The sequence below is a fragment of the Arthrobacter sp. StoSoilB19 genome (assembly GCF_019977275.1).
In the GTDB taxonomy this organism is placed as follows: Bacteria; Actinomycetota; Actinomycetes; order Actinomycetales; family Micrococcaceae; genus Arthrobacter.
On the sequence record NZ_AP024650.1, the window covers coordinates 1,320,424 to 1,336,720 of the forward strand.

A 16,297-nucleotide genomic window follows, 5' to 3' on the forward strand; every position below is an offset into this window, starting at 1 on the left:
CGGTGGCATGCGGGGTTGTCACGCCTTGGCGGCGATGTCCCAGCTGATGTGCCGGCGGACGTCGGTGAGATTCATGGACTGTGCCAGGAAGAGGTCATCGAGCATGTACTCATCCACGGCGAGGATCCGGATCCAGTGGCCATACTCCCCGGTTTCCTGCTCCAGTGACTGGCTGGATACGCAGACGCCGGTACCCATGTCCACCCGCAGGAGTGAACTTCCGGGAAGGCAGAGGGGGGCGGCAGGATCGCCCGGGCGGTAGGCGGCGCTGGGGGCCACCACCGCCTCCAAAACCGGCCGGCCTTCGTGCTCGGCGAAGCGGGTGTCCCGGATGTCCAGGGCGTTGCTGCCCGGGAACTCGATGGGCACGGGGGCGTTCCCGGCCAATTCCACGGGGTCCAGGGCGGCTGAAAAGCGTCCATTTCCGAACCCGGGCTCGCCGTAGGCGGCTTCCGGCCGGCGGCGGACCAGTCCGGCGTCGTCGTACACGGGCGTGACCAGGTGCGGAGGGAGCAGCCAGGACTTACGGGTGGCGCTGACGTAGATGCCGTCGCGGGAGTCATTGATGCCTGTGGTGCTGTGAAGGACCAGGCCCTCAGGGCTTTCAAGGCGGAGCGCCCCCGGCCGGCGGAGCCACGCACGGACGAAGGGTGCACCGGGCGTGGGAGCTGACGCAAAGGCCTGGTCCCAGTACTCAAAACGCAGCGCCTGCCACTTCCAGGGGGAAGACCGGCAAAGGTTCCGGAACATCGCGGCCAGATCCGCGGGGACGGAAGGAGGGCCCGGAACCGCCCGGCGCCGGGAGTCCCAGGTCGACATATCCACATTTTACGCGGGGGTGCTACGGGCGGAATGGTGGATCCAGTAGCATCCGAGGGGTGATCGGACGACTCGGCGAACTCTGGCAGCACACCCCGCTGGCCTTCTGGCTGGTACTGGCGGCCTGCCTTTACTTTGCGGTGATGGCGGTCCGGCTCACCATTATCGACGTCCGGCACCACCTCCTGCCCAACAGGATCGTCTTCCCGTCCTATGCGGTGGCCGGTGCGCTCCTCCTGGCGGCGGCCGCGGTTGCCTGGGCCGGTCCCATGCCGACTGCAGGGAACACCGGCGGGATCCTGGCCATCCCTGCCCTCCGCGTTGTGGCCGGCGCCGCGATCCTGTGGCTGTTCTATTTTGTCCTCCGGTTCATCTATCCGCCGGGGATGGGGTTTGGCGACGTCAAGCTGGCGGGAGTGCTGGGAATGTACCTTGGCTACCTCAGCTGGGGCCATCTGTTCGCGGGCACGTTCCTGGCGTTCCTGCTGGGCGGCTTGTGGTCACTGGCCCTGCTGGCGGCCCGGCGGGGCACCCTGAAGTCCGCCATCCCGTTCGGCCCGTTCATGCTCGCCGGCGCCGCCGCCGCGATGCTGCTGCCCGCGTGAGCTGCCTGCGATGTTGCCCGGGCTGTTCGATAGGCTGGCGGTATGCCTGCACCTGAATACGTCCTGAAGCTGCGCGAGAAGATCGGCAACGACCCCATCTGGGTCCCCGGGGTGCGGGGTGTCGTGGTGGACGATGCGGGCCGTATCCTGCTGGCCCAGCGGGCAGACAACGGGCAGTGGGCGCTGGTGAGCGGCATGCTGGACCCGGGGGAGCAGCCTGCACGGGGGCTCATCCGGGAGATCTTCGAGGAAACAGCTGTGGTGGCCGAAGCGGAACGTGTGGTGTCCGTGGGCGCGGTGGGGCCGGTTACCTATCCCAACGGTGACATCTGCGAGTTCCTGGACGTGGTGTTCCTGTGCCGTTACGTCTCCGGCGAAGCCAAGGTCAATGACGACGAATCCCTGGCTGTTGGCTGGTTCAGCATGGACGACCTTCCCGAACTCATGCCCGGCCACCTCACCAGCATCCGCCAGGCACTGGCGCCCTCCGGAGCCGTCCACTTCGAGCCCTGAAAAACCGGGTATCCGACGGCGGTCAGCGGCCCGGCGAAACCAGCTCGCCGTCGTCGTCCTTCACGTGGTCCCCGCGCCCACCTGCGTCATAATCAGTGTCCCGTCCAGTGTCCGCCTTAGTGCCGGCGGCGCCTGCGGGAGCTCCGGCGAGGCCGGCGGCGAGCCGCTCGGCTTCTTCGCCGCCCACTGCCTCGCCGCGGGCCACCATCCCGGCCGTGTCCGAGAGCGGAATTTGCTTCAGCGTGAGGGCCAGGAGCAGTGCCGCGGCGATGAAGGGGAGCAGGTACCAAAACACCGGTGCCAGCGAGTCGGCGTAGGCATTTACGATAGCGTCACGCAGTTGCTCCGGGAGCTGGTTCAGTGCCTGCGGGTCCAGGGTCCGGGTGGACTGCCCGGCCTGCTCAGCGGTAGCACCTGCCCCCGTGAAAGCGTTGGTCAAGGCCTCCGAAAGGCGGGTGGTGAAGATCGAGCCGAACACCGCCACGCCCAATGCTGCGCCCACCTCGCGGAAGTAGTTGTTGGTGCTGGTGGCGGTGCCGATCTGGTCGGCCGGAACGGAGTTCTGGACCACCAGGACCACCACCTGCATGATCAGGCCGAGGCCGGCCCCGAACAGGAACAGCTGGACGCAGATCACCCAGATGGGGGTGCTGGCGGCAAGCGTGGTCATCCACAGCATGGCGGCCATGGTGAGCACGGCACCGAGGATGGGGAACATCCTGTACTTTCCGGTCCTGGAGATCCGGATACCGGAGTAGATGGACGTGCCCATCAGGCCTGCCATCATCGGCAGCATCAGCAAACCGGATTCGGCTGCCGACGTGCCGGACGACATCTGCAGGAAGGTGGGGACGAACGCGATGGCGGAGAACATGCCCAGGCCAAGGGTGAAGCCAATGGCCGTGGCATTGATGAAGATCCGGTTCCGGAACAGGCTCAGCGGAATGATGGGGTCATCAGCCCGCCGCTCCACCATCACGAAAGCGGCGGCGGAAACCAGCAGGCCGGCACCAAAGGCCCAGGTGAGGGGTGAATCCCAGCCCTCGTCCTTCTTGCCGCCAAAGTCGGTGAAGAAGATCAGGCAGGTGGTGGCCGCGGACAGCAGCACAACGCCCAGCACGTCAATCCGCTTTTCTGCCTTCTTGTTGGGAAGGGTCAGGGCGAACCAGGCAATGGCGAAGGCCGCAAGGCCCACCGGGATGTTGATATAGAAGGCCCATTCCCAGGTGAGGTGGTCCACGAAGAAGCCGCCCAGCAGCGGTCCGGCTACGGCGGAGAGCCCGAAGATGGCGCCGAGCGGGCCCATGTATTTGCCGCGCTCCTTGGCGGGAACGATGTCGGCGATGATCGCCTGGGACAGGATCATGAGGCCGCCGCCGCCCAGGCCCTGGATGGCGCGGAAAATGACGAAGCCCCAGAAGTCGGTGGCCAGTGCGCATCCAACAGATGCCAGGGTGAAGAGCGCGATGGCCACCAGGAAGAGGTTGCGCCGGCCCAGGATGTCGCCGAACTTGCCGTAGATGGGCATCACGATGGTGGTGGCCAGCAGGTAGGCGGTGGTGATCCACGCCTGGTGCTCCACGCCGCCCAGCTTGCCCACGATGGTGGGCATGGCGGTGGAAACGATGGTCTGGTCCAGGCTGGAGAGGAGCATGCCCGCGATCAGTGCGGAGAAGATAATCCAGATGCGTTTTTGCGTCAGCAGCAGGGGTCCTGCCGGTGCCTTGGTGGTGGCGGTGCTCATGGTTGTCCTTTTGCGGCAGTGTCCGGGATATCGAAGGGTTGGGAAAACAGGACGCTGGCTGCGGAGATGTTCGCCAGCAGCAGGTCCGGGTAACTGCGGGTGTTGCCGTCGGAGAAGTAGGCCATGCTGCTCTTGCGGGCGATGGTACTGAGCAGCACTACGGCCATCTGCACCACGGGGTGGTCGGGGGCCACTCCTTCGCGGCGGGCCACGTCCATGGCGAACTGGGCTTCGCGCTGCTCCGTGACGCCAATGATGCGGAGGATGAGCTGGGGCTCCTTGTGGACGACGCCAATCAGCTGCCGGGTTTCCTCTTCGGAGGCTGACATGCCCTCGGCCAGGCGGAGCGAGAGCCGGATGAGGTCGCGAAAGAGTGTGGGGGAGATTTCGCCGGCGGGAGAGTCTGCTCCGCCGGCAACGAACTCGTCGATGGCTTCGGCCGGGATGTCGTCTTCGGCGTGCCCGATGATGGCGTCTTCCTTTGTGGGGAAGTAGTTGAAGAAGGTGCGGCGCGATATTCCGGCGGCGTCGCACACTTCCTCCACGGTGTAGCCGTTGAGGCCCCGCTCGGCGGTCATGGCGCGGGCGGTTGACGTGATGGCGCTGCGGGTGGCTGCACGTTTCCGCTCCCTGAGGCCCTCCGAACTTGCACTCAAACTCATGGAGTAAAGTTTTGCACTATTCAGTTATCCGTGCAACTTATGAAAGAGGCCTTAATAGCAGTACGACGACGGCCGGCACCTTTCGCAGGAAAGGTACCGGCCGTCGTCGTACTTTTGGGCGGTGGTTCGTCAGGCCTTGTGGGCGGGGGACGTCATGGTGGTGACGTCCAGTGCCTTCTCGAGGTCGGCCTCGGAAACCTTGCCGTCGCCGTCGCCGACGAAGCCGAGCTTCTCGGTGGCCTGGCGGATGGTCAGGCCCTCCTTGACGGCGGTCTTGGCGATCTTGGCGGCGTTCTCGTACCCGATGTACTTGTTCAGCGGGGTGACGATGGACGGGGAGGCCTCGGCCAGGAAGCGGGCGCGCTCCACATTGGCCGTGATGCCGTCGATCATCTTGTCGGCCATGACCCGGCTGGTGTTGGCCAGCAGGCGGATGGACTCCAGCAGGTTCGCGGCCATGACCGGGATGCCCACGTTGAGCTCGAAGGCGCCGTTGGTGCCGGACCAGGCGATGGCGGTGTCGTTGCCGATGACCTGGGCAGCGACCATGATGGACGCTTCGCAGATGACCGGGTTGACCTTGCCGGGCATGATGGACGAGCCCGGCTGGAGGTCGGGGATGGCAATTTCGCCAAGGCCGGTGTTGGGGCCGGAACCCATCCAGCGGAGATCGTTGTTGATCTTCATGAACGAGATGGCGATGTTGCGCAGCTGGCTGGACGCCTCGATCAGGCCGTCGCGGTTGGCCTGCGCCTCAAAGTGGTCGCGGGCTTCGGTCAGCGGCAGGCCGGTGTCCGTTGCCAGCAGCTCGATGACGCGCTCAGGGAAACCGGCAGGGGTGTTGATGCCGGTGCCCACGGCGGTCCCGCCCAGCGGAACCTCGGCAACACGGGGGAGCGAAGCGTTGATGCGCTCGATGCCGTAGCGGACCTGCGCGGCGTAGCCGCCGAACTCCTGGCCCAGGGTCACCGGGGTGGCGTCCATGAGGTGGGTGCGGCCGGACTTGACGACGTCCTTGAACTCAACAGCCTTGCGCTCCAGCGACTCGGCAAGGTAACCCAGGGCGGGAATGAGGTCGTTGATCAGGGCCGAGGTGGCAGCTACGTGGACCGAGGTGGGGAACACGTCGTTTGAGGACTGCGAGGCGTTGACATGGTCGTTCGGGTGGACCACCTTGTCGCTGCCGGCGGCCTTCAGCGCGCGGGTAGCCAGTTCGGCCAGTACCTCGTTGGTGTTCATGTTCGAGGAGGTGCCGGAGCCGGTCTGGAAAACGTCGATGGGGAAGTCGCCGTCGTACTTGCCGGCGGCCACCTCATCGGCAGCGTCTGCAATCGCCTTGGCCAGCTCGCCGTCGAGCACGCCCAGTTCTGCGTTGGCCTGGGCGGCAGCCTTCTTGACCCGCGCCAGCGCCTCGATGTGGGTGCGCTCAAGGGTCTTGCCGGAAATGGGGAAGTTCTCCACTGCCCGCTGCGTCTGCGCGCGGTACAGTGCGTTCACGGGGACGCGGACTTCGCCCATCGTGTCATGTTCAATGCGGAACTCTTCAGTGGAAGTCATGGGGCTAGCTTATGGCGATCCGGCGCCCCATCGAAAACCGTTAAGGGAGCTTTGCCGGCGGTCCAGTGGACCGCCGGCACGTGGGTCCTAGAGCTCGCCGATTCCGGAAACAAGGTCGGCGCGGCCCTCTGCCAACCGGTAGGAGAGCCCGATGACCGCGGTGCGGCCGCCCTCGATTGCGTCGGAAATCACACGCGAGCTGTCCGCCAGCCGCTGCGATGTCTGCTTGACGTGCTCCACCACCATGTCGTTGACCTCAGGCTGGTCATTCCGCAGGGACGTCAGGACCGAGGGTGTGATGCGCTCCACGAGGTCGCGGATGAACCCCGCAGGCATGTCGCCGGTCTCAACGGCATCCTTGGTGGCCGTCACGGCACCGCAGCTGTCGTGCCCAAGCACCACGATCAGCGGTACACCCAGCACGCCGACGCTGTACTCCAGGGAGCCCAGGACGGCGTCGTCGATCACCTGGCCGGCGGTGCGGACCACGAAAACGTCGCCGAGGCCGACGTCGAAAATGATCTCTGCGGCGAGCCGTGAATCGGAGCAGCCGAAGATCACCGCGAAGGGGTTCTGTGTCTCCACCAACGATGAGCGGTGGGAGGCATTCTGGTTCGGATGGGAGGACTGGCCTTGTACGAAACGTTCGTTGCCTTCGCGCAGGCGGCGCCAGGCCAGTGCAGGAGTCAGGTTAGTCGTCACGGCCCCACCTTACGGCGTAGGCGCACCCGACGGTGAAACTGTGACGGCGGGGCTGCCTTCAAGGGAGTTGACGACGGCGGCGGCGAGCGTTGCGAATTCGTCCAGTTGCGCGGCGCCGGAGAGGACGATGGTACTGCCCCTGTAGTTGAGCACCATCGACTTTTCACCCTTGCCGGTGTCGCGCAGTTCCCACTCCTTGCCGCCGGCGTTCCGTGAGCCGGTGACGGGGGCGTTTTTGGTCTGCTGGAGGAGCCAGGTGGGGTTTGCGCTCCTGGTCTGCACCAAACTGATGAAGGACGTCTTGGGGGTCACATAGCCAACCTCCCAGGTGGGCACGCCGCTGCCCGTGCCGGCTTCCCACCGGGCGTAGTTGGGGCGGAAGGCATTGCCGGTATCAGGGGCAATGGGTGTGAATCCCGCCACATCCGCCGCGTTGCGTGCCACCGAGGCAACATCGATGTCCGGCCGGTAGCCGTCGCCCTTGGGCTGGGGATTCATGAGGACAACGGGCAGGAACGCCGCGATGCTGAGCACCAGGGCAATGATCATGCCGATCACGGAGGCGTTGGCGCGCTTGGCGGCCGCCGCCGGAATGACGGGCTTAACCGGGGTGTCCGCACTGCTGCCGGCGGGGCCGGAACGGCCCTCGGGCTGTGCCTGGCCGGAGCTGGGACTGGTGGCTTCCTGCATGTCATTCACCCCTCTATAGTCGCCCATCCCGGAGCCGGACTTCCATTCGGCCATGTCCCGGGGCGCGAGGGGGGCTGCGGTGCACATTGCGCGGTTGCGTCATGGGCCGCCCTCGGCGCGGTGCCGCGACTATGATCGATAGCAGAGGAATCACCGTCCTGCTGCACCGGCGGGCGGGTTCAATGATCGCCACTCGAAGAAGAGGTTCACGTGTCACCAGCGTCCATGACCCAGAAGTACTCCACGATTTCATCGTCCCTTGCGGTGGGCCACGACGAGCCGGACCGCAACCTCGCCCTTGAGCTTGTCCGCGTCACCGAGGCCGCGGCCATTGCCGGCGGCCACTGGGTGGGTTTCGGCGACAAGAACACCGCCGACGGCGCAGCCGTCGACGCCATGCGTTCCTTCCTTCAGACCGTCCACTTCAACGGTGTTGTGGTGATCGGCGAGGGCGAAAAAGACGAAGCCCCCATGCTGTTCAACGGTGAACGCGTCGGCGACGGCACCGGCCCCGAATGCGACGTGGCCGTTGATCCCATCGACGGAACGCGGCTGACTGCACTGGGCATCAACAACGCCCTGGCCGTCCTTGCCGTTGCCGAGCGTGGCTCCATGTTCGATCCCTCTGCCGTGTTCTACATGGAAAAGCTCGTCACCGGTCCCGAGGCCGCGGACATGGTGGACCTGCGCCTGCCGGTCAAGCAGAACCTGCACCTGATCGCCAAGGCCAAGGGCGTGAAGGTTAACCAGCTCAACGTGATGATCCTTGACCGCGACCGCCACAAGCCGCTGGTGGAGGAAATCCGCGAGGCCGGTGCACGCACCAAGTTCATCATGGACGGCGACGTCGCCGGCGCCATTGCCGCGGCCCGCTCCGGCACCGGCGTGGATGCGCTGATGGGCATCGGCGGCACCCCGGAAGGCATCGTGGCTGCCTGCGCCATCAAGTCCCTGGGCGGCGTCATCCAGGGCCGGCTGTGGCCCACCAGCGACGAGGAAAAGCAGAAGGCAATCGACGCCGGCCACGACCTCGACCGCGTGCTTTCCACCAACGACCTGGTCTCCAGCGACAACTGCTACTTCGCCGCCACCGGCATTACCGACGGTGACCTTCTGAAGGGCGTCCGCTACTCCAAGGACAAGGTCCTCACCCAGTCCATCGTCATGCGTTCCAAGTCCGGCACCATCCGTTTCGTCGATGGCGAGCACCGCGCCGACAAGTGGGAAGGCTACGCCCGCAAGAGCTGATCCGCAGCCACTGCAGGATGTCAGGGCCCCGGGGCACCGCGTGCGCACCGGGGCTTTGCCGTTAATGCCTTGGTATAGGGTTTAAGCCATGATTCCTGCTGTTGTGCCCTGTACTGACCGCGCCCTTTGGGACGAATACGTCGACCGGTTCCAGGGGCATCCGCAACAGCTGTGGGGCTGGGGCGAGACCAAGGCAACGCACGGCTGGTCCGTGGACAGGGTCCTGGTCAAGGCCGGCGAGGAAATCATTGGCTGCGCCCAGTTGCTGGTCCGCAGGCTTCCCGTCCCCTTCCGGGCGCTGGTCTACATTCCGCGCGGCCCCATGTGCTCCGTGGAGAACGCCCAGGTGGTCCTGAACCGGCTGGCCGAGCACGCTGCCCTCCGCCACCGCGGCGTGGCCCTCAGCATCGAACCCGACTGGGACCGCGACTCAGGTTTTGCCGGCGCCGTCGCGGCTGCCGGCTTCCGCGAGTCCGCCAACACCGTGCTCATCCCGCGCACGCTCATCCTGGACCTCACCCGTTCCGACGACGAACTGATGGCGGAGATGTCCAAGTCCACACGGGCGAACATCCGCAAGGCCATGCGAAGCGACGTGGAATTCCGCAAGGTCAAGAACGACTCCGAGCTGGAACAGGTGCTGGCCATTTACCACGACACTGCGGCACGGGCGGGCTTCGGGATCCACGAAGACCAGTACTACCGCGACATCTTCCGCAACCTCGGCGACGCCTCACCGATCATCGCCGCGTTCGACGGCGAGCAGATGCTTGCCTTCACGTGGTTGTCCCGCAGCGGTGCCACCGCGTTCGAGCTCTACGGCGGGGTCTCTGCCGAGGGGCAGAAGCAGCGCGTGAACTACGGCGTGAAGTGGGCGGCCCTGCAGTCCATGCGCGAGGACGGCTGCAGCCGGTACGACTTCAACGGCCTGCTCAACGACGGCATTTCCGACTTCAAGAAGCAGTTCGCCAAACACGAAAACATGCTGCTGGGCACCTGGGACAGGCCGCTGTCGCCGTTCTACCCCGCATACGCCACAGCCATGCCGCTGGCCCGCAAGGGCCTCCAGCAGGGGCGCCGGCTGGTGAAGACCGCAGCTGGCCGCGTCGTGCCCCTGGTCCGGAAGCTGCGGCCGGCCAGCTGACCGCACTATGACAGGAGGGCGACGGCGGCACCCGGGTGGGTGCCGCCGTCGCCCTTTGTTGTTGCCGGCGCGGCCCTGCTAAAGACCGGTGGTCACCGCGAATGCCAGCGCCGTGCCGTCGCTGCCTGCCGCCCGGTGGACGTTGACCGGAGCTTCCGCAGCGGCGATGAATGCGCTGCCGCCGCGCGACAGCTGCAGGTCCCCCTTGGGGGAGTCGAGGTACACGTCACCTGCCACCACGATGATCACGGCCGGTCCGGCCTGGGCCAGTGGAACGGGACCGGCGTCAGGGCCCAGTTCGATGCGCTGCAGCTGGAATTCCCGGAACGGCGGGCGGAAGATGTCCTGGTCCAGCACCGTCTTTTCGGCGTCCAGCATCGGCACGGCCACGGGATGGAAGTCGATGGTGCGCAGGAGTTCGGGCACATCCACGTGCTTGGGCGTCAGGCCGCCGCGCAGGACGTTGTCCGAGGAAGCCATGACCTCCACGCCCAGCCCGTGCAGGTACGCGTGCACGTTCCCGGCAGGAAGGTAGACCGCCTGGCCCGGCTTCAGTGAGATCCTGTTCAGCAGCAGCGAAATCAGGACGCCGGGATCGCCGGGGTACTTTTCGTTGAGGCTGATGGCGGTACCCAGCTCTGCCTGGTATGGCTCAAGCGGAGCCCCGGACACCAGGGCTGCCACCACCAGGGCCGTTTCCTCTGCCACGTCCGTGCCGCCCGTGATCAGCCGTTCGAAGGCTCGGCGGAGCGCCGCACCCTCATCCGGACCGTCGAGGTCGCCAAGAAGGGCCCGGAGCAGCTCCGGCGCCTGTCCGCCGCCATGGAAGGCAGCCGCAACGTGCTGCAAAATCTTCCGGGTCTCCGCAGCCGGCCGGAACCCGCACAGCGCCTCGAAAGGTGTGAGTGCCAGGATCATCTCCGGCTTGTGGTTGTCATCCTTGTAGTTCCGGTGGGCGGCATGGGGATCGATCCCGGCCTCATTTTCGCGCGCAAACCCCTCCCGCGCCTGTTCCAGGCTCGGGTGGACCTGGAGCGAGAGGGGCTGGGCTGCCGCGAGGATCTTGGCCAGGAACGGCAGCCGGGGGCCGAACGCGGAGACGGATTCAGCGCCCAGGAAATGCTCAGGGTCAGAGGAGATGAGGGCATCGAGCGGGCTCCGGGACCCGTCCTCGGGCAGGTGGGCCACCGAGGGAGAGTCAGGGTGTGCCCCGATCCACAGCTCGGCCTCCGGGCGCCCTGACTCGGGACGGCCCAGCAGCGAGGCGATGGCCGTCGTCGAACCCCAGGCGTAGTCCCGGAGGACGTTCTCAATCTCGTACAAAACCGTTCCGTTCCTTATGGGTGGGCAGATGTGTGGCCCTGATGGCTGGGCACTGGGTGTTTGGCCCGATGGGGCTGAAGGTTACAGCGGGGCGCACTGTCCGTTGGTCGCCACGAGTTGGCGGATGGCCTCTTCGTCGCCCGCGAGCTTGAGCTGGGTCAGCATCTCCTCGGTGATCGGCTCCCCGTCGGGCGTCGTGGTCACGGGGGTGAAGTCCGACGGCGAGGGCTGCTGGGCGGCATTGCCCGCGGCGGGCAGACTGGCGGGGACGGCCCCGCCAGCCTGGACGTGGCCGGCGCCGGCCTGGGGAACCGTGATCCCGTCGTCGGGAATTCCGGCCGACTGGGCACCCTTGGCGGATGCTGATGCCAGCAGCTGGTCCACGCGCTCATGGATCTGGTCGAAGTCAGGGTTGGTGGAGAACGAGGGGTCGAAGTCGGGCGGTCCGATGGTGAGCCGCTTGACGTCCTTGCCCTTCGCCTTGATGGCGAGGTCCAGGAAACTGCCCAGCTGGGCGGAGGAGATGTTGGACTCCACCACCTTTGTTCCGGCCCGGGCGATGTCCTCGAACTTGGACAGCAGGGTGGCCGGATCCAGCTGCTTCAACATGGCCTGCTGTACGCACTGCTGGCGCTGGATGCGGGAATAGTCGTCCACGTACTCGCGGGAGCGCCCGTACCAGAGTGCCTGGGCGCCGTTGAGCGTCTGGTCTCCGGCGGGGATCCATCCCAGCGGCATGCCGTGGGTCTTGGTGGCCTCGTCGAAATAGCCGCTCATGGGAACCCAGCCCCCGGCTTTGATCCGGATACCCCCCATGGCGTCGATGAGCGTCGAGAAGCCCTCCATGTCAACCAGGACGTAGGCCTGGATCTGCATGCCCAGGGTGCCGGAAACGGCCTCCATGGTCGCCTGGGCGCCGGGGTCTGCCACGCCGGGGTAGAGGTCGGCGTGTTCGTTGGTGACCTCGGTATTGATGGCGTTGATCAGGCATTCGTCACCGCAGTTGTACCCGTCAGGGTAGAGGGCGCGCATGGGGGAGCCGGCGCTGAACTGTGCATTCTGGAAATTCCGGGGGACCGAAATGATGGCGGTCTGCCCCGTCTGGGCGTCCACGCTCAGGATGGAGAGGCTGTCCGGCCGGCGTCCGGTGCGGTCGTCGCCGGCGTCGCCGCCCATCATGAGGAAGTTGTAGCGTCCGTCCACGGGCTCCATGGCCGGGCCGGAGGAAAAGATGTTGCCGATCGCGTTGCGGCCCACGTTCAGCAGGTAGGCGGCGTAGCCCAGGGAGCCGCTTCCCACCACCAGCGCGAGCACCAGGGCGATGCCGACGGCGGGACGCGCCCGCGGAGCCAGCAGGACAGGCCGGATGAGCCGGAGGGTGTTCAGGAAGAGGAAAGCCCAGCCGAGCGCCAGCGCCGCCAGCAGGACCACCAGCACCATCGACGTGATCGGGTTGGTGAGGATATTGATGACCAGGCTCCGGTTGAGCAGCAGCATGGCCACTGTCAGTACCAGGAGCGCCCACACGCAGAGCGTTACGCGCAGGGCAGTCCGCCCCAGCTTCCGGTCCCCGGCGACGAGTTGCGCGCTGCCCGGTACCAGGAGCGTCAACAGGACCAGCACGAACGCACGCTTGGTACGGACCGCGGGGGAAGCACTGACCGGATAGCGTACCGGGTCCGTCATGGAGGCGCCGGAGCCGGTGTTGAGCACGCTGCTGCTGCTGGCCATGCCCGCCGCCCTAACGGCTGCCCCGGAGAGCGCTTGAGCCGCCGGGGAAGACTTCGCTGACTTTTTGCCGCAGGCTGGCCCCCTTGCGGGAGGCGACGGCGTTGAGGTCGGCGGCGAAATCCAGGAGGTCCGCCCGCAATGAAGAGGCAAGCTCATCTGTGCCGGAGGCCAGCATCCGTACGGCCAGGAGCCCGGCGTTCCGCGCCCCTGCGATGGATACCGTGGCAACCGGCACGCCGGCCGGCATCTGGACGATGGACAGCAGGGAGTCCATTCCGTCAAGGGTCTTCAGGGGAACGGGAACGCCGATCACGGGCAGCGGCGTGACGCTGGCGAGCATGCCCGGCAGGTGCGCGGCGCCGCCTGCGCCGGCAATGATGACCCGCAGGCCGCGTTCGTGGGCGGTCTGGCCGTACCGGATCATCTCGGTGGGCATCCGGTGGGCCGATACGACGTCCGCTTCAAAGGGGATGCCGAACTCGGCCAGGGCGTCGGCCGCAGCCTCCATGACGGGCCAGTCCGAGTCGGAGCCCATGACCAGCCCCACCAGGGGACCGGCGCCGGAACCGGCGGCTGTGGTTGCTTCGGCGCTCATGCATTCTCCTCGAATATTGCGGAAGGTTCTTCGGTGTCAACCCGTCCATCACGGATGATGCCTGCCACGGCCGTGGCCCGCCGGCGCACCGCGTCGACTTCCGCGGTTGACGATCCCAGCAGGTTGACGTGGCCGATCTTACGTCCGGGCCGCACTGATTTGCCGTAGCAGTGGATTTTGGCGGCCGGTTCGGCGGCGAGAGCCATGGGGTAGGCGGAGTACAGGTCCTGGTTGTCCCCGCCCAGGAAGTTCTTCATGACCGCGACGGGCGCCAGCGCATCGGTGGCGCCCAGGGGCAGGTTCAGGACGGCGCGAAGATGTTGTTCGAACTGGCTGGTAATTGAACCGTCCTGGGTCCAGTGGCCGGTGTTGTGCGGACGCATTGCCAGTTCGTTGATAAGGAATCCGGCACCGCTGCCCGGTGTTTCGAAGAGTTCCACGGCAAGGACGCCGGTCACATCCAACTCGGCGGCGATGCGCAGGGCGGCGTCCTCCGCGGCGGCAGCAACCTCCAGCGGAATGTCCAGCGCGGGAGCAATCACCTCGTCGCAGACACCGTCCACCTGGATGGTGTGGACCACCGGCCAGGCCCGTGCCTCGCCGTCGGGCGTGCGTGCCACGAGGGCGGAGAGCTCGCGGGTGAACTCGACTTTCGCCTCTGCCAGCAGGGGACTCATGGCGGCAAACCAGTCCCCGGCTTCAGCGGCCTCGTCTGCTGAGCCCACGATCCGGACCCCCTTGCCGTCGTAGCCGCCCCGTGGGGTCTTCAACACGACAGGCCAACCGGTTTCGTCGCCGAAGCGGACCAGCGCGTCCACGTCCGCGACCGACGCCCAGGCCGGGTTGGGCAGTTCCAGCCGGTCGATGGCGGCACGCATGACCAGTTTGTCCTGGGCATGGACCAGGGCGTCCGGTCCGGGCTGGACGTTGACTCCGGCCTCCAGGAGGGCTCGAAGGTGGTCCGTCGGCACGTGCTCGTGGTCGAACGTCATCACGTCCAGGCCCTTGGAAAATTCCAGGAGCGTCTGCAGGTCCTTGTAATCGCCCACCGGCGTGGCCGGTACGGCCGACACTGCGGAAACGTCGTCGCCCTCGGCCAGGACGCGGAGTTCAAAGCCGAGTGCGGTAGCGGCAGGGGCCATCATTCGCGCGAGCTGGCCGCCGCCAACCACGCCTATCACTGGGAAAGTCACATCTGCCAGCCTACCGAAGAGGGGCCCGATCCCGCTTTTCCCGCCCGGCGGGGGACGCAGATTTTACGCCGCTGGGCTACCCGGTCTGCTGGCCGGCAACACATGCTCAAAGCTTTGGGGGCTAAAATGGGCATTTGGCCGTGTGGCCCACAGTTCGGACGGCCATGGAGGGTCATGTTTAGCGCACTTTCAGATCGTATCCGGGGACTCGCCTCACTCTTCTGGCGCGAGGTGGCCAAATTTGGTGCGGTGGGCGGTGTGGCGTTCGTCATCGACAACGGGCTGACGTATTACCTGATGCACGGTCCCATGTCGGACAGCGAGGCGAAGGCCCGCTTTGTGGGTGCCACTGTCGCTACCGTCTTCTCATGGGTGGCGAACCGTTTCTGGACGTTCCGTCACCGCCGCCAGGCCAACATCCTCCGCGAATTTGTCATGTTCGCCATCATCAATGGCATTGGCATCGGTATCTCCACCGGATTCACGGCACTGGCCAAATACTGGATGGGCATCGACGACAAGAACCTGCTGTTCCTGGCGGGTGTGGCCGGCATCCTGGTCGCCACGGTGGTCCGCTTCTTCGCGTACCGCTTCCTGGTGTTCAACGAGGAACTGGACCAGGAGCCGGAGTTCTCCCACGACCACGAGATCATCGAAGCCCACCGGCACAGGGAGCACGCACATGCCGCTGAACGCCCGGCTCCCACCCCGGCCGACGGCGGTCCGCAGGCCTAGGCTGTGCAACCTGATTAACTGCCGTGGATCCGTTCGTCTGCGAGCAGTTTGTCGGTAAGCGCCACGTCAGGATGGGTCAGCACCACGGAGCCGCCCTGCCGCCAGGCCCCCAGCGCGTTGGCCAACGCGGATTCCAGTCCCTGGTCTGCAGCAACATGCACCCTGGCTCCTTCCGAGTGCGGCAGGGCGAAACTGCTGGTCAGTTCGCTGTGCAGGATGGTTCGCCCATCGTGAGTCCGGAGCGCGCAGGCTGAAGGATCCGGGTCGGCGTGCGGCATGAACACATCCCCGTGGGACCGCACCTCCGCGGCGTAGTCAAGGCAGCCGGCGGGAAGCTCCCCGGTCCAGCGCATGGCCAGGGCGGGCAGCGCAACTGCAATAACGGCGTCGTCCTGTTCCCCGGCGCCGGCGGGATCGTCCGTGGCCAGGAAATCTGCCGGCCCGCCGTCGAGCACGGTTTCCAGTCCAAGCTGCCACCCGGCCAGGGCCCAGACCAAAGCCTTCCAATGGGCCGGCAGCGCGAGCCGCAGGCGCATGCCCGGCTCCGCATCCAGCTCGTCCTGCAACAGGTTGCTGGTCTTGGCCACCCAGTTGTCCAGGACCCGTCCCGACAGTTCCACCCGTTCCGAGTCGGGCCCGTACCAGGTCAGGCGGGGTGCCGTGGAATTTCCGGAGCGAAGGGTGCCCATCAGGTCTATGGCGGGGATTGTCGTCATGGCTTCATCCTGCCACCTTCCCGGGTCTCCCGGCGGTGCCCATTTCCTGGCGGCAGTTTCCTGCCGGCTCCCAGGGTGATAATAATCACACACACTGCTAAGCGTGCTTGCTATTTCGGCGGGGACCGGGTATTTTCCCCGCGGATCCGGAGAATTTGCGGTCTGTTTGGCCCTTGTCGGCACCCCGCGGCATCCGCCACGCCCGGGTGAATGGAAATCCCGGGCGTGGCGTGCGCAAACTTCCCAGGTTGGACTGTCTATTATCCCGGCAACGGCTTGACTCGCCCTAGTTACACACGTGTAATTAGGTAACTAAAGCA

General features: G+C 66.1%; 16 protein-coding genes. 5 read left to right on the top strand and 11 right to left on the bottom strand.

Going from position 1 to position 16,297, the window contains the following annotated elements; translation table 11 throughout:
- Positions 1-18 precede the first annotated feature (18 nt).
- Positions 19-819, bottom strand: a complete 801-nt coding sequence (locus tag LDO86_RS06150) for a hypothetical protein (RefSeq protein ID WP_026265915.1) — start codon at positions 817-819, stop codon at positions 19-21.
- Between the two features lie 59 nt (positions 820-878).
- Between LDO86_RS06150 and LDO86_RS06155 the strand changes: the two genes are divergently transcribed.
- Entirely contained in the window at positions 879-1,424 is a 546-nt protein-coding gene (locus LDO86_RS06155) for an A24 family peptidase (RefSeq protein ID WP_018770171.1), read from the top strand.
- Between the two features lie 42 nt (positions 1,425-1,466).
- Complete coding sequence (locus LDO86_RS06160; RefSeq protein WP_018770170.1) at positions 1,467-1,937, top strand: NUDIX domain-containing protein; 471 nt, start codon at positions 1,467-1,469, stop codon at positions 1,935-1,937.
- 22 nt (positions 1,938-1,959) lie between these two features.
- Here LDO86_RS06160 and LDO86_RS06165 read toward each other — a convergent pair whose 3' ends face one another.
- From LDO86_RS06165 to LDO86_RS06185, 5 genes are all read right to left on the bottom strand, one after another.
- Entirely contained in the window at positions 1,960-3,681 is a 1,722-nt protein-coding gene (locus LDO86_RS06165; protein WP_018770169.1) for an MDR family MFS transporter, read from the bottom strand.
- Complete coding sequence (locus LDO86_RS06170; protein ID WP_018770168.1) at positions 3,678-4,343, bottom strand: TetR/AcrR family transcriptional regulator; 666 nt, start codon at positions 4,341-4,343, stop codon at positions 3,678-3,680. The genes LDO86_RS06165 and LDO86_RS06170 overlap by 4 nt, the downstream gene beginning before the upstream one ends.
- A gap of 129 nt (positions 4,344-4,472) precedes the next feature.
- Positions 4,473-5,900, bottom strand: a complete 1,428-nt coding sequence (locus LDO86_RS06175) for a class II fumarate hydratase (protein WP_018770167.1) — start codon at positions 5,898-5,900, stop codon at positions 4,473-4,475.
- Between the two features lie 87 nt (positions 5,901-5,987).
- On the bottom strand, positions 5,988-6,602 hold the full coding sequence (locus tag LDO86_RS06180) for a carbonic anhydrase (RefSeq protein WP_018770166.1): 615 nt from the start codon (positions 6,600-6,602) through the stop codon (positions 5,988-5,990).
- 9 nt (positions 6,603-6,611) lie between these two features.
- Complete coding sequence (locus tag LDO86_RS06185) at positions 6,612-7,379, bottom strand: DUF4245 domain-containing protein (protein WP_081620211.1); 768 nt, start codon at positions 7,377-7,379, stop codon at positions 6,612-6,614.
- 138 nt (positions 7,380-7,517) lie between these two features.
- On the opposite strand from LDO86_RS06185, the gene glpX reads away from it, so the two are divergent.
- On the top strand, positions 7,518-8,540 hold the full coding sequence (gene glpX / locus LDO86_RS06190; RefSeq protein WP_018770164.1) for a class II fructose-bisphosphatase: 1,023 nt from the start codon (positions 7,518-7,520) through the stop codon (positions 8,538-8,540).
- Positions 8,541-8,628: 88 nt separating this feature from the next.
- Complete coding sequence (locus LDO86_RS06195; RefSeq protein WP_018770163.1) at positions 8,629-9,684, top strand: peptidoglycan bridge formation glycyltransferase FemA/FemB family protein; 1,056 nt, start codon at positions 8,629-8,631, stop codon at positions 9,682-9,684.
- A 78-nt stretch (positions 9,685-9,762) separates the two neighbouring features.
- Here the strand turns inward: LDO86_RS06195 and manA are convergent, their stop codons facing one another.
- The 4 genes from manA to LDO86_RS06215 all read right to left on the bottom strand — a co-directional run bounded on the left by manA (position 9,763) and on the right by LDO86_RS06215 (position 14,478).
- Complete coding sequence (gene manA, locus LDO86_RS06200) at positions 9,763-11,007, bottom strand: mannose-6-phosphate isomerase, class I (protein WP_018770162.1); 1,245 nt, start codon at positions 11,005-11,007, stop codon at positions 9,763-9,765.
- Between the two features lie 81 nt (positions 11,008-11,088).
- Complete coding sequence (locus tag LDO86_RS06205) at positions 11,089-12,738, bottom strand: LCP family protein (RefSeq protein ID WP_018770161.1); 1,650 nt, start codon at positions 12,736-12,738, stop codon at positions 11,089-11,091.
- 10 nt (positions 12,739-12,748) lie between these two features.
- A complete protein-coding gene (gene purE, locus LDO86_RS06210; protein WP_018770160.1) occupies positions 12,749-13,333 on the bottom strand; it encodes a 5-(carboxyamino)imidazole ribonucleotide mutase in 585 nt (194 codons plus the stop codon).
- Positions 13,330-14,478, bottom strand: a complete 1,149-nt coding sequence (locus tag LDO86_RS06215; RefSeq protein WP_018770159.1) for a 5-(carboxyamino)imidazole ribonucleotide synthase — start codon at positions 14,476-14,478, stop codon at positions 13,330-13,332. The genes purE and LDO86_RS06215 overlap by 4 nt, the downstream gene beginning before the upstream one ends.
- 222 nt (positions 14,479-14,700) lie before the next feature.
- On the opposite strand from LDO86_RS06215, the gene LDO86_RS06220 reads away from it, so the two are divergent.
- Positions 14,701-15,261, top strand: a complete 561-nt coding sequence (locus LDO86_RS06220) for a GtrA family protein (RefSeq protein ID WP_018770158.1) — start codon at positions 14,701-14,703, stop codon at positions 15,259-15,261.
- A 14-nt stretch (positions 15,262-15,275) separates the two neighbouring features.
- On the opposite strand, the gene LDO86_RS06225 is transcribed toward LDO86_RS06220, so the two are convergent.
- A complete protein-coding gene (locus tag LDO86_RS06225; RefSeq protein WP_018770157.1) occupies positions 15,276-15,977 on the bottom strand; it encodes a TIGR03089 family protein in 702 nt (233 codons plus the stop codon).
- Positions 15,978-16,297 lie beyond the last annotated feature (320 nt).

Bases quoted from the DNA above. Each gene is read 5' to 3' on its own strand.
- LDO86_RS06170 (WP_018770168.1), bottom strand. From the start codon at position 4,343: ATGAGTTTGAGTGCAAGTTCGGAGGGCCTCAGGGAGCGGAAACGTGCA.
- LDO86_RS06175 (WP_018770167.1), bottom strand. From the start codon at position 5,900: ATGACTTCCACTGAAGAGTTCCGCATTGAACATGACACGATGGGCGAA.
- purE (WP_018770160.1), bottom strand. From the start codon at position 13,333: ATGAGCGCCGAAGCAACCACAGCCGCCGGTTCCGGCGCCGGTCCCCTG.
- glpX (WP_018770164.1), top strand. From the start codon at position 7,518: ATGACCCAGAAGTACTCCACGATTTCATCGTCCCTTGCGGTGGGCCAC.
- LDO86_RS06165 (WP_018770169.1), bottom strand. From the start codon at position 3,681: ATGAGCACCGCCACCACCAAGGCACCGGCAGGACCCCTGCTGCTGACG.
- LDO86_RS06225 (WP_018770157.1), bottom strand. From the start codon at position 15,977: ATGACGACAATCCCCGCCATAGACCTGATGGGCACCCTTCGCTCCGGA.
- LDO86_RS06185 (WP_081620211.1), bottom strand. From the start codon at position 7,379: ATGTGCACCGCAGCCCCCCTCGCGCCCCGGGACATGGCCGAATGGAAG.
- LDO86_RS06215 (WP_018770159.1), bottom strand. From the start codon at position 14,478: ATGATGGCCCCTGCCGCTACCGCACTCGGCTTTGAACTCCGCGTCCTG.
- LDO86_RS06150 (WP_026265915.1), bottom strand. From the start codon at position 819: ATGTCGACCTGGGACTCCCGGCGCCGGGCGGTTCCGGGCCCTCCTTCC.
- LDO86_RS06220 (WP_018770158.1), top strand. From the start codon at position 14,701: ATGTTTAGCGCACTTTCAGATCGTATCCGGGGACTCGCCTCACTCTTC.
- LDO86_RS06205 (WP_018770161.1), bottom strand. From the start codon at position 12,738: ATGGCCAGCAGCAGCAGCGTGCTCAACACCGGCTCCGGCGCCTCCATG.
- LDO86_RS06195 (WP_018770163.1), top strand. From the start codon at position 8,629: ATGATTCCTGCTGTTGTGCCCTGTACTGACCGCGCCCTTTGGGACGAA.
- LDO86_RS06160 (WP_018770170.1), top strand. From the start codon at position 1,467: ATGCCTGCACCTGAATACGTCCTGAAGCTGCGCGAGAAGATCGGCAAC.